Genomic DNA, 24,626 nt, shown 5'->3' on the forward strand with positions numbered 1-24,626 from the left:
GGTCTTCGGTCCCGCTGCCACCGGGTGGCAGGGGAGAGCGGGTCAGGCGGCGCGCGCGAACCGGTCGGGTTCGTCGAGGTCCGCGCCGCCCGGCACGCCGGCGGGGTGGTTGCCGTGCCGACCGGTCCGGTCGGCACCGACACGCAGGATGTTCGCCCGTGGCCTCATCGGGCACCGCCGTCGTCACCGGCGGGGCCGGTGCGCCGGCGAAGTCTCGGCCGGCTGCGGTTCGCGGCTTCGCCGAGGCGTGCGGCGAGTGCGACGACCGTCGGGGCTTCGAAGAGCACGGCCACGCTGAGGCTCGCGCCGAACCGGGTGCGCACCCGGTTGAGCAGACGGGTGGCGAGCAGGGAGTGGCCGCCGAGGTCGAAGAAGTTGTCGTGCACGCCGACCCGCGGTGCCTTCAGGACCTCGGCGAACATCGCGCACAACGCGGCTTCCCGCTCGTCGCGGGGTGCCACGTAGGCCGTGTGGGACGCGCTCGGGTCGGGAGTCGGCAGTGCCTTACGGTCCACCTTGCCGTTGCCGGTCAGCGGCAACCGGTCCAGCGTGACGAACACGCTCGGCACCATGTAGTCCGGGAGCGTCCGGGCGGCGTGCTCCCGCACGGCGGCCACGTCGACATCCGGGGGCACGAGGTAGCCGATCAGCCGTTCACCGTCACCGGTGACCGTCGCGTGAGCCACGTCCGGGTGGCCGGTCAGGGCCGCTTCGACCTCGGCCGGTTCGATCCGGAACCCCCGGACCTTCATCTGCGCGTCGGCACGGCCGTCGAACTCGAGCACCCCGTCGGGGCGGTACCGGGCGAGGTCGCCGGTGCGGTACATACGCCCGCCGGCCGGGCCGTACGGGTCGGCCACGAACCGGGCGGCGGTCACGTCCGGCTGATGCGCGTAGCCCCGGGCCAGTCCGGTCCCGGTCACGTACACCTCACCGGGCACCCCGGGGGGCACCGGCTGCAGGCGCTCGTCGAGCAGATACAGCCCGGTGTTGTCCATCGCCCGGCCGATCGGCACCGTACGGGCCGGCGCCGTGGCGATCGGGTACCAGGAGGAGATGACCGTGGTCTCCGTGGTGCCCCAGGCGGCCGCGACGGCGGTGCGCGGCGCGTCCGCCAGCAGGTCCCCGACCGACGCGGGCGACACCACGTCACCGGCCACCCACACGAGCTCCAGCGCGGACAGTGCCGGTCTGGCCTCGGCCACCATGAGGTTGAACAGCGCGGAGGTGAAGACCGCGGTCGTCGCCCTCCCGTCGACGATGGTGCGTGCCAGCACCTCGGTGTCCAGGTCGCCCTCGGGCGCGATGACCACCCGGCCACCGGTCAGCAGGGGCAGCCAGATCTCGAACGTGGACGGGTCGAACGACGTCGGCGAGTGCATCAGCGTGTCGGCCGGTCGCAGTCCCTCCCAGGCGCGGTCGGCGACGAACTCGGCGACACTGCGGTGCGAGACGCTGACCGCCTTGGGCGTGCCGGTCGAGCCGCTGGTGAACATCGTGTACGCGGTGCGGTCCGGGTGGGTGGTGGTCGTGGGGCCGTGCTCCTCGGTGCCGGGGGAGGGCGTGACGATCGTGACCCCGGTCAGCCCGGTGGGACCGTCGGTGACGAGCAGGGAGGCCCGCATGTGGTCGACCATCCGCTGCTGCCGGGCGAGCGGCGCGGACCCGGGCAGGGGCAGATAGCCGCCGCCCGCCTTGATGACGGCGAGGACGGTCACGAGGTACTCGATACCGCGCGGCTGGCGCACCGCCACCGGATCGTCGGGCGCGCAGCCCGCCGCCACCAGCGCGTGCGCCAGATGGTTGGCGCGCCGGTCGAGGTCCCGGTAACTGATCGACCGGTCACCCTCGACCGCGGCGATCGCGTCCGGGGTAGCGGCGGCCCTCCGGGCGAACAGGACGGCGAGGTCCTCGTCGACGACCGGCCGTGCGGTGTCGCCCCGGCCCGACAGCGCTGCTCGTCGTTCGACCTCGGAGAGCAGGTCGATCCGCCCGATGGGCGCGTCCGGATCCGCGACGGCCGCGCTCAGTACCCGCAGGAGGCGGTCCATCAGGGCGGCCACGGTGTCCTCGTCGAACAGGTCGGTGCGGTAGCGCACCTCACCGGTGACGCCCTCGGGCACCCGGCCGTCTCCGTGGTGCTCGACGAAGCTCAGGTTGAGGTCGAAGTCCACCGGGCCGACCCGGATCGCCTCGACCGCCCCCTCGGCAGGCGCCGGCGACACCTCCACGCCGGACAGCGCGAAAGCGGACTCGGCGTTGTTCTGCAACACCAGCATGGTCTGGAAGAGGGGGTGCCTGCTCAGAGTGCGGGCCGGGTTGAGCGCGTCGACGATCCGGTCGAACGGCAGCTCCTGGTGCGCGTAGGCAGCCAGGTCCAGGTCCCGCACACGGCCCAGCAGTTCACGGAAGCTCGGATCCCCCGCGGTGTCGGTCCGCAGGACCAGGCTGTTGACGAAGCAGCCGATCAGATGGTCGAGGTTGTCGTCGCTGCGCCCGGCGACCGCGGTGCCGATGGGGATGTCGGTGCCCGCGCCGAGCCGGGTGTAGAGCGTCGCGAGTGCGGCGTGCAGCACCATGAACAGCGTGGTGTGGGTACGCCGGGCCAGGTCCAGCAGGCCGGCGTGCAGCGGAGCGGGCAGGGTGACCGGCAGTAGTGCGCCACGCAGGTCCGAGGAGTCGGGCCGGGGCCGGTCGTAGGGCAGTGCCAGCTCCTGTGGGAGCCCGGCGAGTCGCTCGGTCCAGTACTCCGCAAGACGTTCCCCGGTCGGTCCTTCGAGGAGGGCCCGCTGCCACAGCGTGTAGTCGGCGTACTGCACGGGCAGCGGGCGCCAGACCGGCACGTCACCACGGACGCGGGCGGCGTACGCCTGGGCGAGGTCGTGGGTCAGCGGGGCCAGGGACCATCCGTCGCCCGCGATGTGATGCATCAGCAGCAGCAGCGTGTGCCGGTCCGGGCCGGTGGTGAACAGGTGCAGCCGCAGCGGCAGATCGGTGGTGAGGTCGAACTGGTGGAGGGCGGCGGCCGTCAGCTCCCGGTCCAGGCCGGCCGGGTCCACCGGGGCCACCCGCAGCACCTCGTCCGGGTCGGCCTCCTTCAGGACCTGCTGGCTGGGCGCCCCGTCGACCTCCGGGAAGTGGGTACGCAGCGTCTCGTGCCGCTCCAGCAGATCGCCCACGGCGGCGCGCAGCGCACCGAGGTCCAGGGCCCCGTCCAGGCGCAGCACCAGCGGCCAGCCGAGACCGTTCCATCGGGACAGGAACCACAATCGTTCCTGGGCGTAGGACAGGGGCAGCGGACACGGCCGCGTGGCCGGCAGCAGGGGGCTGCGGGTTCGGCTCGCCCCGTCGCCGGTGCCGAGCCGTGCGCCGAGCGCCGCCGCCGTCGGGGCTTCGAACAGGTCCGCGATGCCCAGGTCCGCGCCCAGGTGGGTGCGGACCCGGTTGACCAGGCGGGTGGCGAGGAGCGAGTGGCCGCCGAGGTCGAAGAAGTTGTCGTGGGCGCCGACCCGGGTCCTGCCGAGCAGCTCGCCCATGAGCTCGACGAGGATCTCCTCGGCAGGGGTGCGCGGCGCCGTGTATCCGGTGCCCGTCTCGAACTCGGGCTCCGGCAGGGCCCGCCGGTCGACCTTGCCGTTCCCGGTGAGCGGCAGCCGGTCGAGGACGACGAAGGCACTGGGCACCAGGTAGTCGGGCAGTGCCGCGGCGAGCCGGTCCTGTACGTCGGCGACGTCCAGGTCGTCGCCGCTCGGCACCAGGTAGGCGACGAGCCTGCGGTCGCCGCGGCGGTCCTCGTGGGCGGTGACGAACGCCTGCCCGACCCCCGGCAGGGCCGTGAGCGAGGACTCGACCTCGGCGGGTTCGACCCGGAAGCCGCGGATCTTCACCTGGGCGTCGGCCCGCCCGACGAAGTCCAGGGTGCCGTCACTTCGCCACCGGGTGATGTCCCCGGTGCGGTACATCCGGCTGCCCGGCGGTCCCCACGGATCGGCGGTGAACCGTTCGGCGGTCAGGTCGGGCTGTCCGGCGTACCCGCGCGACACGCCCGAACCGGCGATGTAGAGCTCGCCCGGGACCCCGGCCGGCACCGGCTGGAGGTTCCCGTCGAGCACGTACAGCCGGGTGTTGTCCATCGGAGTGCCGATCGGCACCCGGCCGGGCACGGCCTGCGCGCCGGACATCGAGAACCGGGTGGAGCAGGTGGTGGTCTCGGTCGGACCGTACAAGGCCCTGACGGTCAGGCCGGGGTGACGGTCCAGAAGCCGCCCGACCGCCGCGGGCGGAACCACGTCGCCGCCGGTGAGGACTTCCCGGATTCCCGCGAAGCAGTCCGGGTTCTCCGCGAGAGCCGCGAACAGGCCGGAGGTGAGCCAGATCCTGTCCACGCCGTACGCGGTTACCGCGCGGGCCAGGCCGGCGTCGTCGAGGATCTCCTCGGGAGCCACCACGACCGTTCCCCCGGTCAGCAGCGGTGTCCAGATCTCGTGCACCGACGCGTCGAATCCGGTGGCGGAGTGCATCAGCACCGTGCCGTCGGCCCGCCAGACCCGGTCGCGGACGAACCCGGCCGTGTTCCGGTGCGTCAGGACGACGGCCTTGGGAGTACCGGTCGAGCCGCTGGTGAACATCACATAGGCGGCCTGGTCCGGGTGCGGGTCCCGGCGGGGAGGCTCGGGCGACTCACCGTCCCCCGGTGCGAGGACGGTCAGTCCCGCCAGGTCGTGCGGGCGGTCCGTGACGAGCAGCGTGGCGCCGACCTGGTCGGCCATCCGGCGCAGTCGGTCCGCGGGGGCGGTCGACGGCAGCGGCAGGTACGAGGCGCCGGCCTTGAGCACCGCGAGCATCGATACGACCAGGTCGGCCGAACGTACCTGCAACAGCGCCACCGGACGGTCCGGGGCCGCGCCGGCCGCGACCAGTCGGTGCGCCAGATGGTTGGCGCGCCGGTCCAGTTCGGCGTAGGTCAGGGTGTCCGGCCCGGTGACCGCCACCGTGTCGGGGGCTTCCGCGGCGCGTGCGGCGAACAGCCGGGGGATCGACGCGTCCGGCAGCGGTCGCACCGTGTCGTTCCAGGACCGGAGGATGGTGTCGCGCTCGTCGCCGTCGAGCACGTCGAGCCGGCCGAGACGCTGGTCGGGGTCGGTGACGACGGCCTGGAGGACGCGGAGGAACCGGTCCGCGAGCGAGCGGACCGTGTCCGGGTCGAAGAGCCCGGTGCGGTAGACGACCTCACCGACGATGCCGTCGGCGATGCCGTCCCGCCGGTAGGTGTCGGTGAGGTTCACGAAGAGGTCGAGCTGCGCGGCCGACGGCGTCGACCGGACCACCTCGACGTCCAGGCCGGTCAGGCCGAAGTCGGCGTCCGCGTTGTTCTGCAGGACCAGCATGGTCTGGAAGAGCGGGTGGCGGCTGAGTACCCGCGACGGGTTGAGCGCCTCGACGAGACGGTCGAAGGGCAGCTCCTGGTGGCTGAGGGCGGCCACGTCGTCGGTCCTCGTGCGTTCCAGGAGTTCGCGGAAGGTCGGGTCGCCCGCGGTGTCGGTGCGCAGCACCACGTTGTTGACGAAGAAGCCGATCAGGTCGTCGAGTTTGTCGTCGCCGCGCCCGGCGACCACGGTGCCGATGGGGATGTCGGTGCCCGCGCCGAGCCGGGTGTAGAGCGCGGCCAGGGCGGCGTGCAGCACCATGAAGAGAGTGGTGCGGCTCTGCTGTGCCACGGTCAGCAGGCCGGCGTGCAGCGACGCGGGTATCCGCAACGGGAGCAGCGCGCCGTCGTGGTCGGTGCCGCTGGGGCGGGGCCGGTCGTAGGGCAGGGCCAGTTCCTCCGGGAGCTCCGCCAGGTAGTCGCGCCAGAACCCGGTCATCTGCTCCTGGTACGCCGTGGTGAGCAGGTCCCGCTGCCACAGCGCGTAGTCGGCGTACTGCACCGGCAGCGGCTGCCAGACCGGCGCGGTGCCGGCGACGCGCGCCGCGTACGCGGTGGCCAGATCCTGGGCCAGCGGCTGCATCGACCATCCGTCGCCGGCGATGTGGTGCAGCACCAGCACCAGCACGTGCCGTTCCGGCGCGGTGCGCAGCAGCCGGACCCGCACCGGCGTTTCCGCGGTGATGTCGAAGGGCTCCCGGCAGGCGGCCCGTACGGCCTGGTCCAGGTCGGACTCGGCCACGTCGAGCACCCGGACCGGATCGCTCGCCGGCTCCGGGGGAAGGATCCGCTGGTAGGGCCGGCCGTCCTGCTCGTCGAACACGGTGCGCAGCGACTCGTGCCGGACCATCAGGTCCTCGACCGCGGCGACCAGCGCGTCCCGGTCGATCGGGCCGGCCAGGCGCAGGACCACGGGCAGGTTGTAGGTCCAGCCGAGGGGGTCCATCCGGTTGACGAACCACAGGCGCTGCTGGGCCCAGGACAGCGGGACGTGTTCCGGTCGCGGGGCCGCGACCAAGGCCGGCGCCTCCTGTCCGGCGGTCTCGGCGATGGTGGCCGCGAGGCCCGCGATGGTGGGCGTGGCGAAGAGCGCGTCGAGCCCGAGCCGGACGCCGAAGGCGCTGCGGATCCGGTTGAGGAGGCGGGTGGCGAGGAGGGAGTGGCCGCCGAGGTCGAAGAAGTCGTCGTCGATGCTGACCCAGGCCCGGTCGAGCAGTTCGGCGGCGAGTTCGCAGAGCAGTTTCTCCCGCGCGTCGCGAGGTGCCCGGCCGGACACGTTGCCGCGGAAGTCGGGCTCGGGCAGAGCCCGCCGGTCCAGCTTGCCGCTCGCCGTCAGGGGCAGCGCGTCGAGCACCATGAACGCGGAGGGCACCAGGTAGGACGGGAGCCGTTCCTTGCCCCAGTCGCGCAGGGCCGCGACGAGCAGCCCGCGACGGCGGGTGGCGATCGGGTCATTGGTGAAGCCGGTGCGCCTGGTGGGGCCGGTGTCCTCGACGGAGCCGGTGGGGCCGGTGGGGCCGGTAGAGCCAGTGGAGCCAGTGGAGCCAGTGGAGCCGGTGGAGCCGCCGTGCAGGTACACGCCGTCCAGCACCTGCGTGCCGTCGGTGGCCGGGAAGAGGACGTCGAGGAGGTCCGGGCCGTCCGCGGACCAGGTGACCACGGCGGTGCGACCGTGCGTCGCGGCGAGCGAGTGCCAGTACTCCGGGTCGATCCCGTCGCCCGGTCCTTCGAGCGCGGCGCGCGTGGTCTCCAGCGGTGCGACCGCCTGGACCGCCCGCGCGGCGGCGACCTCACCCGCGACCCGGGCGTTACGTATCCCGGTGAGCCGCAGCGCGGTGCCGTCGGCCAGACGCGCCGCCAGGTCCTCCGGACCTCGGACATCGAGGCCCCAGCTCAGCGCCGGGACGGCCGACAGGTCCTGCGCGTCGGTGCCGGCCTTGTGCAGCACCACGTCGTAGCGGTGCTTCGTCAGTTCGTTGTGGTCGGCGCCGCGCTTGAGCCGCAGGTCCACCGCGCCGGCACCGACGGTGCCGAAGAAGCCCGGATCGACCAGGAGCTCCTTCTCCAGGGTCACCGCCTGTTCGATCTCGCGGCGCAGCACCTCCGGCCCCGGATCGTGGTCGAGTTGTCCGAGCCGGACGCCGGTCCACATGCTCTCCACGAGCGGCAGACACCGGACGTCGCCGACGAGCACCCGGCCGCCCGGCCTGAGCAGGTCAAGCAGCTTGGCCAGGACGTCCCGCAGGTACGCCTCATGGGGGAAGTACTGCACGACCGAGTTGATGATGATCGTGTCGAAGTGGCCGTGCGGCAGGCCGGTGGTGACGTCGGCGGCCTGGACGCGCAGGGTGACCTTCCCGGCGGTGTCCGCTTCGCCGGCGAGCCGGTCGCGGAGCCCCTCGATCGCGGACGCCGAGTAGTCGGTGCCCCAGTACTCGTCCACCTGGCCGACCAGCGGCGTCAGGATCAGGCCGGATCCGACGCCGACCTCCAGGACGCGCCGTGGCGCGAAGCTCCGTACACGGGTGACGATCGCCTCCCGCCAGCGGGCCATCTGCTCGACCGGGATGCCCTCACCGGTGTAGGTGGAGTTCCAGCCGGAGAAGTCGGCGCCGAAGGCCGCGCTGTCGGACTCGTCGTAGAACGTGTCGTAGATCTGCTGCCACTCGTCGACGTGCCGTTCGGCGTTGCCGTCGTCGGTCTCCGGCGCCTGTGCGGCGACCAGGTAGGCGGCGAGCCGCTTCTCGCCGAGCTGGTCCTCGTGCACCAGGACCCGGGCCTGCTCCACCGCCGGGTGCCCGGCGAGGACCGCCTCGATCTCGCCCGGTTCGATCCGCAGGCCTCGGATCTTCACCTGGTCGTCGGCCCGGCCGCAGTAGGCGAGCTGTCCGTCCGGCAGCTGCCGCACCAGGTCGCCGGTGCGGTACATCCGGGTGCCCGGCGCCCCGAACGGGTCGGCGACGTAACGCTCTGCGGTGAGCCCGGCGCGGTCGACGTACCCGCGGGTCACGCCACCGCCTCCGCTGTACAGCTCGCCGATCTCGCCGGGGGGCGTCGGGCGCAGTGCGTCGTCCAGTACGTACAGGTGGGTGTCGCCGGACCGGTGGCCGATCGGCGGCGCGTCCGGCCCGGGCACGAGCGGGGCCGAGAGGGTGATCGCCATGCTGGTCTCGGTGGGTCCGTAGCCGTTGACCATCCGGCGACCGCGGCTCCAGGTGTCCACCAGTCGCGCGCCACACGCCTCACCACCGACCATCAGCGACCGCAGCACCGGCAGATCGGTGCGCGGTACGGTCGCCAGCACCGACGGCGGTACGAACGCGTGGGTGATCCGGTTGTCCGCGAGGAACGCGGCCAGGTCCTCGCCGACCAGGGTGTCGGGGGGCGAGACGACCAGGGTGCCGCCCGGCACGAACGCCAGCAGTACCTCGATGATCATGGCGTCGAAACTGGGCGAGGCGAGCTGCGACACCACGGAGTCGGGGCCCGCCGCCATCCGGTCCGTCAGGTCGGCGCCGAACGGTGGCACCCCCCGGTGCGGTACCGCGACGCCCTTGGGCCTGCCCGTCGAACCGGACGTGTAGATGACGTACGCCAGTGACAGCGGATGGTCCACCGGGTCAGGGGCGGTCACCGGCGCCGTCGCCGCCTCGGCCAGGAGCTCCGCCAGCGACAACTGGGCGGTGCCCGGGGTGTCCGGCAGCCCGGGCAGCACCGCCTCGGTGGCCAGGAGGGCGCGGGGCGCGCTGTCGGCGCACATGAAGGCGATCCGCTCGGCCGGGTGATGGATGTCGACCGGGAGGAACGCGCCGCCGGCCTTTCCGACCGCGAGCATGGCGACGATCAGGTCGGCCGAGCGGGGCAGCGCCAGCGCCACCACGTCCTCGGCGCCGATGCCGCGACCGCGCAGCACGTGGGCCAGCCGGTCGGCTTGGGCGTCCAGCTCGGCGTAGCTCAACTCGACCTGGCCGCAGCGCAGTGCCGGCGCGTCACCGCGCCGCGCCGCGTGCCGGGCCACCAGGCCATGCAAGGACCCGCGCAGGTCGGTTCCGGCTGACGGCAAGCGCTCCGGCGAAAACGGCATCGCGGCTCTCCATGATCGATGTGTGCCGGTGGTCCATGCGGGCTGGCTCATGATGGGCGGAGGGCGAGTTTTGCGACAACCCCTAGATGGGGGCGCCAAAACCCCTTGGGACACGGCCCTTTCGAAGCCGCTGACCTTGCTTTCCGCGGAACCGTCCTATCGTGTGCGGCCGACGACCGTCGATGTCTCGCAGGCGCAGGAGGATCCGTGTTCCCGTTGTCTTTCGCGCAGCAACGCCTGTGGTTTCTCAACCGGCTCGACACCGAGGCCTGGACCTACAACCTGCCGCTCGCGCTTCGGCTGGAGGGTCCGCTCGACACCGCGGCCCTGCGCTCCGCCCTCGGTGACCTGGTGGACCGGCACGAGAGCCTCCGCACGGTGTTCCCGGAGGTCGACGGCGAGCCGTGGCAGCGGGTCCGCGACACCGTGGACGTCGCCGAGTTCGTCACCGACCTGGAGGTCACGGCGGCCGAACTGCCCACGACGCTGGACCGGCTGGCCAGGCACGCGTTCGACCTGACGGCCGACCTGCCGCTGAGGGTGTGGCTGCTGCGCACCGACGAGCGAAGCCACACGCTGTACATGGTGCTCCATCACATCGTCGGCGACGGCTGGTCGATGGCGCTGCTCGGCCGTGACCTGGGCGCCGCCTACGCGGCCCGCCGGGCCGGTGGCGCGCCGGACTGGGAGCCGCTGCCCGTCCAGTACGCCGACTACGCGCTGTGGCAGCGGGAACTCCTGGAGGGCCAGGACGGCGCGGACCTCCTCGCCCACTGGTCCGGGCGGCTCACCGGCCTGCCCGACGAGCTGCCGCTGCCACTGGACCGGCCCCGGCCGGACGTCTCCGGTGACGACGGCGGTGAGGTACGTCTCGACCTGCCGGCGGCCCTGCACGGGCGACTGCTGCGGCTCGCGCGCGATGCCGACGCGTCGCTGTTCATGGTCGTGCACGCGGCCCTCGCGGCCCTGCTGACCCGATTGGGCGCCGGCACCGACGTTCCGCTCGGCACGATGGACGCGGGCCGCGCCGACGAGGACCTGGAGGACCTGATCGGGTTCTTCGTGAACACCCTGGTGCTGCGGCTGGACACGAGCGGGGACCCGACGTTCCGGGAGCTGCTCGGGCGGGCCCGGGAGACGGACCTCGCCGCCCTCGCGCACCCGGAGATGCCCTTCGACCGGCTCGTCGAGGCGCTCAACCCGAGCCGGGCGCTCAACCGGCACCCGCTCTTCCAGGTGGCGCTGGTGCTCCAGAACAACGCTGCCGCGCAGTACACGATGGACGGCCTGACCGTCACGGAGCTGCGGAACCGGACCATCGCGGCACACTTCGACCTGTCGGTCGCCTTCACCGACCGGTACGCCGCGGACGGCACGCCGCTCGAACTCTCCGCGCAGCTCGTCTACCGCACCGAACTCTTCGACCGGGACACGGTCACGGCGTTCGCACACCGCCTGGTGCGGCTGCTCGAAGCGGTGGTGGACGACCCGGACCGGGCCCTGTGCGACATCGACCTGCTGGGCGCCCGCGAACGTGACACGGTGCTGCGCGAGTGGAACGGCACGACCCGACCGGAACCGTCGATCGGCCTCGCCCAGGCGTTCGCCCGGCAGGCCGCCCGGACTCCCGCCGCGCCCGCCGTGTCCGATACGGGCGGCACGCTCAGCTACGCCGAGCTGGACCGGCGAAGCGACCTGCTGGCCGGCCGCCTGAACCGGCTGGGCGTGGCGGCGGAGACGCGGGTCGCGATCCTCCAGCAGCGCTCCGCCGACCTGATCGTGTCGATGCTCGCGGTGCTCAAGGCCGGCGGCTGCTTCGTACCGCTGCCGCTCACCGCGCCCACCGAACGGCTGCGCGACATGCTGGACCAGTCCGGCGTGGACCTGCTGCTGGTCGACGACGCGCTGCGCGACCACGACGTGCTGACCGGCGCCGACGTGGAGACCCTGACGGTGACCGGCTTCCTGGCCACGGCGGCCGACCGCGCCGCCGTACCGGCCGGTGTCGCGCACCCCGAGCAGGCCGCGTACATCATGTATACGTCGGGCTCGACCGGTGCGCCCAAGGGGGTCGTCACCACCCAGCGCGGCGTACTCGCGTTCGCCCACGACCGGTGCTGGCAGGACGAACGACCCCGCCGCGCGCTGCTGCACTCACCGCACGCCTTCGACGCGTCGACCTGCGAGATCTGGGTGCCGCTGCTGTCCGGCGGAGAGGTCGTCGTCGCACCGGTCGGCGATGTCGACGGCGCCGTCGTGCGGGCCGCCGGCCTCACCGACGTGCTGCTGGTCTCCGGCCTCTTCCAGGTCATCGCCGAGGAGGACCCGGACTGCTTCGCCGGACTGCGCGAGGTGATGACCGGCGGCGACGTGATCAGCCCCGCCGCGGTCCGCGCGGCCCTGCGCCGCCACCCGGACCTGCGCGTCCGCGCCACGTACGGTCCCACCGAACTGACCATGTGCTCGGTGCAGATGCCCCTGGACGACCCGGACACCGTGCCGGACAGCGTGCCGTTGGGCCGGCCGATGGACAACACCGCCGTCTACCTGCTCGACGACCGGCTGCGGCCGGTACCGGTCGGCGTGGTCGGCGAGCTCTACGGCGCCGGTGCCGGTCTCGCCCGCGGCTACGCCGGCCGTGCCGGGCTCAGCGCCGAACGCTTCGTCGCCGACCCGTTCGGCGCGCCCGGTACCCGCATGTACCGCACCGGCGACCTCGCCCGGTGGCGCGCCGACGGGACCCTCGAATTCGCCGGCCGCGCCGACACCCAGGTGAAGATCCGCGGCTTCCGGGTCGAACCCGGCGAGGTGGAGAGCGTGCTCGTCCGTCACCCGCACGTGGCGCAGGCCCACGTGCACGCCCGCGAGGACCGGCCGGGCGACAAGCGCCTCGTCGGATACGTGGTCCCCGCCGTACCGGCGCCGGACCTCGCCGGGATCCGCGCCGCGGCGGCCTCGGTACTGCCGCCGTACATGGTGCCCTCCGCGCTGGTCACGCTCGAACAGCTGCCGCTCACCCCGAACGGCAAGATCGACCGGCGGTTGCTGCCGGCACCCGATCAGGCCGACTCCGGCACGGAGTACGTGGCACCCCGCGACGACCGGGAACGCGCGCTGTGCGCACTGTTCGCCGAGGTACTGCGGGTACCGCGGGTCGGTGTGCACGACGGCTTCTTCACGCTCGGCGGCCACTCGCTGCTCGCGATCCGGCTGATCAACCGGATCCGAGCCACGTTCGACGTGGACCTCGGCGTGGCGACCCTGTTCCAGGCGCCCACCGTCGCCGAACTCGCCGTCCGGCTCGTCGAACCGGACAGCCGCCGACGGATCCCCGCCGCCGCCCGAACCGCCGCGCTGCCGCTCTCGTACCAGCAGGAAGGCCTGTGGTTCCTGGACCAGCTCGATCCCGGATCCCCGGTCTACAACGTGCCGCTCGCGCTGCGCCTGCGCGGCCGGCTCGACGTCGACCGGCTCTCCCGCGCCCTGGGCCGACTGGTCGCCCGGCACGAGAGCCTGCGCACCCGGTTCGTCGCGGTGGACGGCGTTCCGGTCCAGGTGACCGATCCCGCACCGCCGGCCTGGCCGCTCGCGGTGACCCCGACCCATCCGGACGACGTGCCGGAGGCGCTCGCCGAGGCCGCCACCCGCCCGTTCGACCTGGCCACCGACCGGCTGCTGCGCACCGAACTGCTGCGGCTCGGCCCGGTCGAGCACGTGCTGGTGCTGTGCACCCACCACATCATCGCCGACGGCTGGTCGGCGGGCGTCCTCCTCGATGAACTGTCCACCCTGTACACCGACCCGGACGCCGCCCTGCCGGCCCTGGACATCCAGCCGGCCGACCACGCCGTCTGGCAGCGCGCCTGGCTCGCCGACGACGTCCTTGACAAGCAGCTCGGCTACTGGCGCGAACAGCTCCACGCGCTGCCACAGCTGGACTTCCCGACCGACCGCCCGCGCGGCACCGGCGCCGGGCACCCCGGGGCCACCGTGGAACTGCACCTGCGGGACGGTCTCGGCGCCTCGCTGCGCGGACTGGCCGACGCCGAACGCGGATCACTGCTGTCCGTGCTGATGGCCGGCTTCCTGGTGGTGCTCTCCCGGCACACCGGGCAGGACGACATCGGCATCGGTTCCGTGTTCTACGGCCGTAACCGCCCCGAACTCGAGCCGCTGGTCGGCTACTTCGCCAACACCGTCGTGCTGCGCGCCGACGTCGCCGGCACCCCGACCTTCCGGGAGCTGGTGCGCCGCTGCGAACTGGCCGTGCAGGGCGCCACCGAGCACCAGGACCTCCCCTTCGGCACGCTGGTCGAACAGCTGCGGCCCGCGCGTGAACCGGGCCGCAACCCGCTCTTCCAGATCAGCCTCACCCTGCATGCCGACGAGGTCTCGGCGGCCGCCCCGGCGCTCGGCCAGGTCACCGTCGAACCCCTGCCGGTGGCCGGTTCCGTCGCCCGCTTCGACCTGGCCGCGCACGCCACCGTCACCGCCGACGGCGGACTGCGGTTGCAGGCCGAGTACGCCACCGACCTGTTCGACGCCGACCGGATCACCCGGTTGCTCGAACACCTGGGCCGCGTCCTCGCCCATGCGGTGGCGGCCCCGGACGCCGGCGTCTGCGACGTCGCCCTGCCCGGGCCGGACGAGGCGGCACAGCTGCACCGGTGGAGCGCCGCCCGGCGCGAGGTGCCGGCCGACGCCTCGCTGTGGGACCTGTTCGCCGAACAGGTCCGGCTGCGCCCCGACGCGGTGGCGGTGGTCGCCGGCGAGGAGCGGACGACGTACCGGGAACTGGCCCGGCGTGCCGAACGGCTGGCGGCCCGGCTGGCCGCCCGAGGAGTCACCCGGGGGAGCCTGGTCGGCCTGTGCACCCGGCGGGACACGGACCTCGTCGTCGGGATCCTGGGCATCCTGCGCGCCGGCGCCGCATACGTGCCGCTGGATCCCGACTATCCGGCGCAGCGGCTGTCCTACATGGCCGCCGACGCGGGCCTGTCGGTGGTGGTCACCCAGCGAGGACTCGACGTGCCCGCGACCGCGCTGACGCTGGACGACGACACCGACGGGGACCTTCCGGTACCGGACGCGACCGTGACCGGCGCCGACCTGGCCTACCTGATCTACACGTCGGGCTCGACCGGGGAACCCAAGGCGGTCACCGTCCCGCACGGCCAGGTCGTCCGGCTGATGCGGGCCACCCAGGACTGGTACCGGTTCGACGAGCGGGACGTGTGGACGCTGTTCCACTCGTTCGCCTTCGACTTCTCCGTCTGGGAACTGTGGGGCGCCCTCGTCCACGGCGGCCGGCTCGTCGTGGTGCCGTTCTGGCAGACCCGCTCGCCCGAGGACTTCCAGCGGCTGCTGGCCCGCGAGAAGGTCACGGTGCTCAACCAGACCCCGGCCGCCTTCCGGCAGCTGGTCGCGGTCGACGAGGCGCGCCCGGAGGAACTCTCCCTGCGGTACGTGATCTTCGGCGGCGACGCGCTCGACATCGACTCCGTACGGCGCTGGTTCGACCGGCACGGCGAGGACCACCCGCGGCTGGTCAACATGTACGGCATCACCGAGACCACGGTCCACGTCACCTACTGCCCGCTGACCCGGGACCTCCTGCGGGACAACGCCAGCCCCATCGGCGAGCCGATACCCGACCTGTCGCTGTGGGTCGTCGACCCGGCCGGCCATCCGGCACCCATCGGCGTACCGGGCGAACTCCTCGTCGGCGGCGCCGGTCTGTCCTGGGGCTATCTGCACCGGCCCGACCTGAGTGCCCAGCGATTCGTCGCCGACCGGTTCGGCGGCACACCCGGCGCCCGGCTCTACCGCTCCGGCGACCTGGCCCGGCGCCGCGCCGACGGTGGTCTGGAGTACCTGGGCCGCATCGACCAGCAGGTCAAGATCCGCGGGTTCCGGATCGAACTCGGCGAGATCGAAGCCGTACTCGCCGCTCACCCCCGCGTCGACAACGCGTGTGTGACCGTTCGTGACGACCGTCTCGTCGGGTACGTGGTGACGAAGGCGCCGGGCGACCTCGGCGACCTCGGCGAGCTCCGCGCGCACCTGGCGGCCCGCCTGCCCGACTACATGGTGCCCTCCGCGCTGGTACCCGTCGAGCGCATCGCGCTGACCGCCAACGGCAAGGTGGACCGCGGCGCGCTGCCTGCCCCGGAACCGAGCCGCGCCGGCGAGTTCGTCGCGCCGCGCGGCGACATCGAACACGCGGTCGCCCGGGTCTGGTCCGCTCTGCTGGGCACCGACCGGATCGGCGTCCACGACAGCTTCTTCGACCTGGGCGGCACCTCCCTCGACCTGACCCGGCTGCGTGCCGAGATCCGCCGGGAGTTCGGTGTCGAACTGGACATGCGCGACCTGTACTCGGCTCCGACCGTGGAGATGACCGCCATGCTGCTCGATCCGTCCCGCGAGAACCGGACCCAGCCGTCACCGCTGGTGCCGATCAAACCCACCGGCGGCCGGCCGCCGCTCTTCCTGGTCCACGCCGTCGGCGGATCCGTGGTGCCGTACCTGCCGCTGGCCCGCCTCATCGACCCCGAGCAGCCGCTCTACGCCCTGGAGGATCCGGGCCTTGACGGCGGCCCGGTCACCACGTCGCTGACCGCCCTGGCCGCGCGGTACGTCGAGGCGATCCGCGCCGTCCAGCCGCACGGCCCCTACCATCTCGGCGGCTGGTCCCTGGGCGGCGTGGTCGCCGCGGAGATGGCCGGTCAGCTGACCGCCGCGGGCGAACCGGTCGCGCTGGTCGTCATGCTGGACACCGGAATGCCCCCGTACCTGGGCAAGGAGACGCCGGACCGCGCGGTGCTCCTCGGCGGCTTCGTCCACGACCTCGCCGGCCTGGCCGGCGTGCCGGCACCCCGGTACGACGAGGCCGCGCTGCGGGGGCTGTCGCCGGACCGCCAGGACGAGGCGCTGCTGGACCTCCTGGAGCGCGCGGCGCTCGTCCCGGAGGGCATCCGTGACGACATGCGGGAGCGGATAGGGGTCTTCGAGGCCAACACCCGCGCGCTGCTGCGGCACCGCCCGGGCCCTGTCGACGGCCGCCTGGTGCTGCTGTCGGCGCAGCAGCAACCGCGCAGGCCGAAGATTCGTCCGTGGCGCGTCCTCGCCCGTGCCGGATTCGAGCTCCACACAGTCCCCGGTGACCACCACACCATGCTGCAGCAGCCCCACCTGACCACTCTGGCGGAGACGCTGCGCGGTGTCCTGGACCGGCTTGCCCGGTCGTGACGGTGGCCGCGTTCCCCGGGGGCGGAGCCCTCGGGGAACGCGGCCGGGCGAGTGCACGCGACAAGACGGCGGGAGCGAGGAATCCGCTCCCGCCGTCTTGTCGATCGGGGGGTCAGGACCGATCCGGAGACCGTTCCCCGGACAGGCCGAGCTGGTCGGCGAAGTCCGCGAGGACCGGGTGTTCCAGCAGGACCCGGACCCGGACCGTGATGCCGAGGCGCAGGCGCACCGCGGCCACCACCTCCATGGCGGCCAGTGACTGACCGCCCAGGGCGAAGAAGTCGTCGTCGTCCTCGACCGGGACGCCGAGAACCTCCTGCCAGATCTCGGCGATTGCGGTGGTACCCATCGTCTGTCGGCTCCTTGGCGGGCTCAGGCCGGGCACAGCCGCACCGGCAGGCTGGTCAGTCCGTGGATGAAGTTGCCGGCGCTCCAGACCGGCGTTCCGGCCGGGTCGATCGTGCGTACGCGGCGGATCAGCGCGGTCAGCAGAGCGGTCAGTTCGAGCCTGGCGACCCGGGCCCCGACGCAGACGTGGGGGCCCCAGCCGAACGCGAGGTGCCGGTTGGGGGTGCGGTCGGGCCGGAAGGTGTCCGGGTCGGCGAAGACGGCCGGGTCGCGATTGGCCGAGCAGATCCAGGCGGTCACCAGCTCGCCGGGCAGCAGGTCGGTGCCGGCGACCGTCACCGGGCGGGTCACCGTGCGCAGCGCGTGCAGACCGGGGCTGGTCCAGCGCAGGATCTCCTCGACGGTGGTGGGCAGCAACTCCGGCGCCGCGCGCAGCGCCGTCCACAGTTCGGGCCGGTCGGCGAAGACCAGCAGCGCTCCGGCCGCCGCGTACCGGACGGTCTCGCTGGCACCGGTCAGCACGCCGCTGCAGTTGATGATCAGCTCGTCGTCGGTCAGGTCGCCATCGGCCGTCAGCAGTGCGCTGATCAGGTCGTCGCCGGGGCGGGCACGGCGCCGGCGGATCAAGTCGGCGAAGTAGCCGAAGATCTCCGCGTTGGCGTCCAGCCGGTCGATCGGGTCGGGGGAGTCCAGGCCGTCGGTGGTGAGTCTGCCGATCAACGGCCAGTCGGCCCGGGGCAGATCCATCATGGCGCAGATGACCTGGTTGGGCAGCCGCTGGGTCAAGTCACCGACGGCGTCCCGGATCAGGGGCCCGGCCGCGTCGTCCGGCCGATCGCCCACGGGCCCGCCGACACCCGCGTCGACCACCTCGTCCACCAGATCGGTGACGCCGGCGACGATCCGGTCGTGCCAGAGACGGAGCGACGCCGGGGTGAACGGCGCACCCACCACGCGGCGGATCCGGCCGTGCCGCGGCGGGTCGCTGACCACCATCATCCGGTCGGCGACCAGGCGGGCCGCCTCGTCCGTGCCGCCGATCCTGATGCCGGCACGGGAACTGAACGTGGCCGGATCACCCAGTACCGTATGGACGTCGTCGTACCGGGCGGCCACCCAGAACCCGGGACCGTCCGGCTCCGGATGCCAGGTCAGGCCGGGGCGGGCGCGGACGGCCGCGAGCTGGTCCAGGAACCGGTGCCCGGCGAAGACGTCCGGTGAGAGCAGGTCGATGTCCATCGCCGGTCAGCGCGCCTCGATCACGGAGAACGGCGACTCCGGGATCGCCACGGCCTCGTGCATGCGGTAGCCCGCGGCCTTCAGGATCCGGGCGAATCCGGCCCGGTCGCGTTCCCGGCCGCCGGTGAGGACCATCATGCCGAGGTCGCTCCAGCGGCTGATGTGCTGGGAGCCGTCCTCCGGTACGAGCATCTCGATCACCAGCAGCCGGCCGCCGGGCGCCAGCCCGCGACGGCTCGACCGCAGGATCTCGACCGCCTGGTCGTCGGTCCAGTCGTGCAGGACGCTGCACAGGAGGTGAGTGTCCGCGCCGGTCGGCACCGCGACGAAGAAGTCACCCGGCACCGTGCGGCAACCGGGGACCCCGCCGCGGAGGTTCACCTCGTCGATCACCGTGGGGCGGTCGAACAGGATGCCGCTCGCGTGCGGGGCCGCCGAGAGGATCTCGCCGAGGAGGAAGCCGTCGGCGCCGCCGATGTCCAGGATGGTCTCCGACCGCGACCAGTCGACGGCCTCGGCCGCCTGGCGGTACAGGCGACCGGTACGCTCCCGCATCCGGCGCAGGAACGCGAGGTTCGCGCCGCGTTGGGTGTTCTTGACCCCGAAGAAGTCGCCGTCGTCGCCCGCGAAGGATGCCGCGCCGGTGCGGAAGGTGTCCGTGGCGCGCAACCAGGCCAGCTGGCTCTCGGCGTTGACCAGCGAGGCGGAGAGGCTCTGCGGGTCGTCCCGGCGCAGCCGCGCGCCGAGCGCGGTCAGCCGGAAGCCGGTGGCGGAGTCGCCGGCGAAGAATCCGGCCGCTCCGAGGGCGGACAACAGTCGGCCCAGGGCGTCGGGGTCGGCATCGATCAGCTCCGCCGTGGTCGCCACGGGCTGCGTGGCCGTGGCGTCCAGCACATCGGCGACGCCGAGCTCGATGGCGATGCGCAAGGCGTGCGGCAGCACCGCGACCATGCTGTCGTCGACGAGCGTGAGGTAGTCCTCCACGATCTTGTCGATGGCCCCGGCGGTCTCGCCAGAAGCGGCCCCGTCGGTCTCGCCGGCGGCCCCCTCGGTCTCGGCCGTGGTGGTCTCGGTGGTCTCGATGTACGTGGTCATCGTCAGCCCTTTTTTTGGGGTCGGGACGCGCAGCAGCAGCTCTGTCACGGCTCGGTGATCCACCTTGCCGTTGGCGTTGTGGGGGAGTTCGTCGAGGCGGCGCACCAGATCGGGCACCAGGTGGCCGGGGAGCCGGTCGCGCAGCTCCCCACGAACCCGGTCGGGGTCCGCGTCGCCGGTGAAGGCCAGCGCCAGACGTTCGTACGCGCCGCTGCGGCCGGACAGCGCCACCGCCACGCAGTCGCGCACGCCGGCGCGGCCCGCGGCGTGGCTCTCCACCTCGCCCAGCTCCACCCGGTATCCGCGGATCTTCACCTGCCGGTCGGCGCGGCCCAGGAAGTGCAGCACTCCCTCGGCGTCGCGTTCGGCGCGGTCACCGGTGCGGTAGACCCGCGTGGGCACACCCCGGACCTCGACGATGACGAACCGCTCGGCGGTCCGTTCCGGGTCGCGCAGGTATCCCTGGGCCAGCCCGGCGCCCGCGACGCACAGTTCGCCGTCGATCAGATGGACCTCCGTGCCGGGCACCGGCCGCCCGATGGGCACGCCGTGCGGCCGGTCGCAGTCCTCGGGCCGGATGTGGTGCATGGTGGCGAAGGCGAAACTCTCCACCGGGCCGTAGCAGTTGTGGACGGTCGTGTCCGGGTGTCGCAGCAGGAGTGCGCGTACCGGCTCGGGCGCCAGCCGTTCACCACCGATGAACATCAGGTCGACCCCGCTGAAGCAGTCGGGGTCCAGCCGCACCAGCAGGTTCACCACGGACGCGACCAGCACGAGGGTGTTCACGCCGTGTCGTGCGATCAGGTCGCGCAGGGTGTCCGGCAGCAGATGGTCCTCGTCCGGCAGCACCACGGTGCCGCCCCGGGACAGCATGCCCCAGAGTTCCAGTCCGCAGGCGTCCCAGCCGACCGGGGCGAGCTGCGGCAGCACCCGGCCGGGGCCGAAGGCCGCCAAGGGGCCGCTGTCGAAGAGCCGCAGCACCGCCCGGTGCGGGGTCACCACTCCCTTGGGAGCGCCGGTGCTGCCGGAGGTGAAGAAGACACAGGCCGGGTCGTCCGGCCCGATGTCCCGCCCGATGTCCGCCTGGACCGTCCGGGACCCGGGTACGGGCGCGGGCGCGGACGGCGGTGTCCAGCACGTGGCGCCGGCGAGGGGCGTGTCCGTGACGAACAACGGTGCCCGCAGTACGCGCAGCAGTTCCCGTACGCGCTCGTCCGGCCACTTCACGTCGATGGGGCAGTAGGCCGCACCCGTCTTCAGCACGGCCAGCAGCAGCGTCACCATCCGGGCCGAGCGGGTGATGCGTACCGGCACCAGGCAACCCGGCCCCACCCCTGCCTCGGCCAGTGCGGCGGCATACGAATCCGCCGTCGAAACAAGTCGGGAATAGGTGACCGGGCCGTTGTCGTCAATCAGCGCAATATGGTCGCCGTATTTTGCCGCGCACTCGTCGAGTACCTGATGAATCAACACGTACCGCTCCTTGTCCGCAGCTTCGACCGCACGCATATTCACCTGTCACCGTGGTGCGCGCAACCCCTACGAACCCCATAGCGGATACCCCGGTACCCAGGTGCGGCAAGGCGCGTTCCGCACTGTTCGGCGGCTCGCAGCGGCGTGCGTTGACATTCTTCCGTGATCGTCCGTAGCGTTTTTTCGTCGCGGTACCGGGATCTGACAATTCTTGTTCCCGCCGTTGAAACCGATTATCGAGCCTTGGGGGAATTCGTGTCGTCCGCACCCCAGACCAGAAATCAGCACGCTGTCGACGCCGGGATCGACCACATCACACTCTCCGTCGGCGATGCCCGCACCCGGGCGGCCGAGTTCGTCGACCGCTACGGCTTCGAGGTGATCGCCGCGGGGGACACCCCGGAGTTCACCGCCGTGGCCGTGCGGCAGCGGGACGTCGTCCTGGTGCTGCTGGAGGGCCGCACCGACGACCATCCGGCCACCCGGTTCGTCGCCCGGCACGGCGACGGCGTGAGCGACATCGCCCTGCGGGTGGAAGCGCCGGACCACACGGTGCTCGACGCCTTCGGCGACGTCACGCACACCTTCGTGAGCCGGCCCGCCGGTGAACCCTGGTCGCTGCCCGGTATCGCACCGGTGCGCACCGAGGAGACCACAGGGACCACGGCGACGACCGCGGGGCCGGCCAAGCGCCACCTGCTGTGCGTCGACCACATCGCGGTCTGCCTGGAGACCGGCGAACTGGACCGGACCGTCGAGTCCTACGAGCGGTCGCTGGGCTGGCAGGTGGTGTTCGAGGAGGACATCCACGTCGGCGCGCAGGCCATGCAGTCCAAGGTGGTGCAGAGCCCGTGCGGGCGGGTGACGTTGACGCTGCTGCAGCCCATGAGCGGCGCCGTCCCGGGCCAGATCGACGACTTCCTGAGGAAGCACGGCGGCGGCGGTGTGCAGCACCTGGCCTTCGCGGTACCGGACATCGTGGACGCGGTCGCCGATCTCGGCACCGCCGGCGTACGGTTCCTGGCCACGCCCGACTCCTACTACGAGGACCTCGAGGAGCGGCTCGGGTCGTCCGCCCATCCGGTCGCGGAGCTGCGCAAGTACAGCGTGCTCGCCGACCGGGATCACGACGGCGAGCTGTTCCAGATCTTCACCCGGTCCGAGCACCCGCGCCGCACCCACTTCATGGAGATCATCGAACGCCGGGGCGCGACCACGTTCGGCAGCAACAACATCCGCAAGCTGTACGAGGCGGTCGAGCGACAGGACCTGGCGTGACGAGCGGACCGGCCGTCCTGGCGACGGATCCGCTCACCCTTGCCGACGCCGAGGACCGTGCCCGCTCCGTACTGGCGCCCGAGGTGTACGACTTCGTGGCCGGCGGAAGCGGCGACGAGTCGACGCTGAACGCCAACCGGAGCGCGTTCGACCGGTGCCACCTCGTCCCGCGCGTACTGTCCGGGGTCGAGACCGCGGACACCACGACCACGCTGCTGGGCGTGCCGGCGTCGATGCCTGTCGCCGTGGCACCGATGGCCTTCCACTCGCTGGTGCACCCGGCCGGCGAACCGGCGGTGTCCCGTGCGGCGGCCGCGGCGGGCATCCCCTTCACGGCGGCGACCCTGGCCAGCTGCCCGCTCGACGAGCTGCCCTCCGCCGGCGGTGACCTGTTCCTCCAGCTGTACTGGCTGCGCGACCGGACGCGCACCGAGTGGCTGATCGGCGAGGCCGAGCGGCTCGGCGCCCGCGCCCTGATCCTCACCGTGGACGTTCCGTTCATGGGCCGGCGGCTGCGCGACCTGCGCAACGGGTTCGCCGTGCCGGCGCACGCCGCACCGGTGAACCTGGCCGCCGCACAACACGGCGGCGGGCAGAGCGTCGGCGGGCACGCGGCCGCGGTGATCGACCCCACCCTGTCCTGGTCCGACGTGGACTGGGTGCGGCGGAGGACGCGATTGCCGTTGGTGCTCAAGGGAGTTCTCGACCCGGCGGACGCGCGGCGCGCGGTGGACCTCGGCGCGGACGGCCTGGTGGTGTCCAACCACGGCGGCCGGCAACTGGACGGCGCCGTGCCCAGCCTCCTGGCCCTGCCCGCGATCCGGGACGAGGTCGGCGACGCGTGCGAGGTGCTGCTGGACAGCGGCGTGCGCAGCGGCACCGACGTGCTGCGCGCGCTGGCCCTCGGCGCGTCCGGGGTCCTGCTCGGCCGGCCGGTCCTGTGGGGACTGGCCTCCGGCGGGGAGCGGGGAGTGACCGGGGTGCTGGAGCTGCTGCGCTCGGAACTCGAGGTCTCGATGGCCCTCGCCGGTGCGCCGAACGTGGCCGCGGCCGGGTGGCTGGGCGTGCGCTGGGCGTCCGGAACGCACGGACGGGAGGAGTCGTGACCGAGTCCTCCCCCACCTCGACGACACGGCCCGGGACGGTGCTGGACCTGGCCGACCTGCACGGGTCGCTGTCCGATCCGGCACTGCTGTCGATGAACCTGCTGAACGAGGTGTCCGACCGGTACCCGGACGCGGTCTCCTTCGCGCCCGGACGGCCGGACCCGGGCGGGTTCTCGATCGAGGACGTCCACCGGTTCCTGCGTACCTGGACGGAGCACGTCACCGACGGCACGGCCCGGGGCGCGGAAACGGCCCGCAACCGGCTCTACCAGTACGGCAGAACCAAAGGCGTGATCCAGGACCTGGTGGCCCGCAACCTCGCGACCGACGAGAACATCCACGTCGACCCCGAGTCGATCCTGGTGACCGTCGGCTGCCAGGAGGCCATGGTCCTGGCGCTGCGCGCGCTGCGCGCGGGCGACCGCGACGTCCTCCTGGCCACCGAACCGGCCTATGTGGGCATCACCGGCGCGGCCCGCCTGGTCGACATGCCGGTCGTACCGGTCGACAGCGGCACCAGCGGCATCGACCTGGACGACCTGGCGGCCAAGGTGCGGGGAGCACGCGAGGCCGGTCTGCGACCCCGGGCCTGCTACCTGGTGCCCGACTTCGCCAATCCGACCGGGCTCAGTCTCGACGTGCCGAGCCGGCGCCGGCTGCTCGACCTGGCCGCGGAGCTGGACATCCTGATCATCGAGGACAACCCGTACGGCTTCTTCGGCGACGGCGCGCCCCCGAAACCGACGCTCAAGTCGCTGGACACCGGCCATCGGGTCGTCTACCTCGGCTCGTACGCCAAGACCGCCCTGCCCGGCGCCCGGATCGGGTACGTGGTGGCGGATCAGCCGGTCGTCCGGGACGGAGAGGTCCTCGGCACCCTCGCCGACGAGCTCTCGAAGATCAAGAGCATGATCACGGTCAACACCCCGCCGATCGCGCAGGCGGTCATCGGCGGCAAGCTGCTGGAAAGCGGCTTCGCGCTGCGCGAGGCGAACCGGGACGCCACCGCGCGGTACGGGCAACGGCTGCGGCACCTGCTCGACGGGCTCGCCACGCGCTTCCCGACAACGTCGCCGGTCACCTGGAACCGACCGGACGGCGGATTCTTCCTGGTCGTCACGGTGCCCTTCGTCGCCGACGACGACCTGCTCGCCTATTCGGCCAAGCGGCACAAGGTCATCTGGACGCCGATGCATCACTTCTACGCGGCGGGGGGCGGACAGCGGCAGCTGCGTCTGTCCTGCAGCTCGCTCACGCCGGAGGAGATCGACCTCGGTCTGGACCGGTTCGCTTCGCTGGTAACCGATCTTCTGGAAAGGACCTGAGC

At 72.5% G+C, this 24,626-nt stretch carries 9 protein-coding genes; 4 read left to right on the forward strand and 5 right to left on the reverse strand.

Going from position 1 to position 24,626, the window contains the following annotated elements; all coding sequences use genetic code 11:
* Window positions 1-42: 42 nt before the first annotated feature.
* Complete coding sequence (locus tag ACFWWU_RS26640; protein WP_384148484.1) at window positions 43-168, reverse strand: hypothetical protein; 126 nt, start codon at window positions 166-168, stop codon at window positions 43-45.
* Complete coding sequence (locus ACFWWU_RS26645) at window positions 165-9,443, reverse strand: amino acid adenylation domain-containing protein (RefSeq protein ID WP_384148485.1); 9,279 nt, start codon at window positions 9,441-9,443, stop codon at window positions 165-167. The genes ACFWWU_RS26640 and ACFWWU_RS26645 overlap by 4 nt, the downstream gene beginning before the upstream one ends.
* Before the next feature lie 273 nt (window positions 9,444-9,716).
* Here ACFWWU_RS26645 and ACFWWU_RS26650 point away from each other — a divergent pair, with 273 nt between their 5' ends.
* Entirely contained in the window at window positions 9,717-16,760 is a 7,044-nt protein-coding gene (locus ACFWWU_RS26650) for an amino acid adenylation domain-containing protein (RefSeq protein ID WP_384148487.1), read from the forward strand.
* 112 nt (window positions 16,761-16,872) lie between these two features.
* Here ACFWWU_RS26650 and ACFWWU_RS26655 read toward each other — a convergent pair whose 3' ends face one another.
* From ACFWWU_RS26655 to ACFWWU_RS26665, 3 genes are read right to left on the reverse strand one after another with little or no spacing between them, the layout of a single operon-like run.
* Window positions 16,873-17,109 carry a phosphopantetheine-binding protein gene (locus ACFWWU_RS26655; RefSeq protein ID WP_384148489.1) on the reverse strand — a complete coding sequence of 79 codons (237 nt, stop codon included), beginning with the start codon at window positions 17,107-17,109 and terminating at the stop codon, window positions 16,873-16,875.
* A gap of 23 nt (window positions 17,110-17,132) precedes the next feature.
* A complete protein-coding gene (locus ACFWWU_RS26660) occupies window positions 17,133-18,347 on the reverse strand; it encodes a cytochrome P450 (RefSeq protein WP_384148491.1) in 1,215 nt (404 codons plus the stop codon).
* A 6-nt stretch (window positions 18,348-18,353) separates the two neighbouring features.
* On the reverse strand, window positions 18,354-20,951 hold the full coding sequence (locus ACFWWU_RS26665; RefSeq protein WP_384148493.1) for an AMP-binding protein: 2,598 nt from the start codon (window positions 20,949-20,951) through the stop codon (window positions 18,354-18,356).
* Window positions 20,952-21,170: 219 nt separating this feature from the next.
* On the opposite strand from ACFWWU_RS26665, the gene ACFWWU_RS26670 reads away from it, so the two are divergent.
* From ACFWWU_RS26670 to ACFWWU_RS26680, 3 genes are read left to right on the forward strand one after another with little or no spacing between them, the layout of a single operon-like run.
* Window positions 21,171-22,193 (forward strand): VOC family protein, encoded by a 1,023-nt coding sequence (locus ACFWWU_RS26670; RefSeq protein ID WP_384148495.1) that lies wholly within the window; start codon window positions 21,171-21,173, stop codon window positions 22,191-22,193.
* A complete protein-coding gene (locus ACFWWU_RS26675) occupies window positions 22,190-23,299 on the forward strand; it encodes an alpha-hydroxy acid oxidase (protein ID WP_384148497.1) in 1,110 nt (369 codons plus the stop codon). The genes ACFWWU_RS26670 and ACFWWU_RS26675 overlap by 4 nt, the downstream gene beginning before the upstream one ends.
* Complete coding sequence (locus tag ACFWWU_RS26680) at window positions 23,296-24,624, forward strand: PLP-dependent aminotransferase family protein (RefSeq protein WP_384148499.1); 1,329 nt, start codon at window positions 23,296-23,298, stop codon at window positions 24,622-24,624. The genes ACFWWU_RS26675 and ACFWWU_RS26680 overlap by 4 nt, the downstream gene beginning before the upstream one ends.
* Window positions 24,625-24,626: the final 2 nt, after the last annotated feature.

Origin of the sequence: Streptomyces sp. NPDC058650 (assembly GCF_042717315.1) — a bacterium.
In the GTDB taxonomy this organism is placed as follows: domain Bacteria; phylum Actinomycetota; class Actinomycetes; order Streptomycetales; family Streptomycetaceae; genus Streptomyces.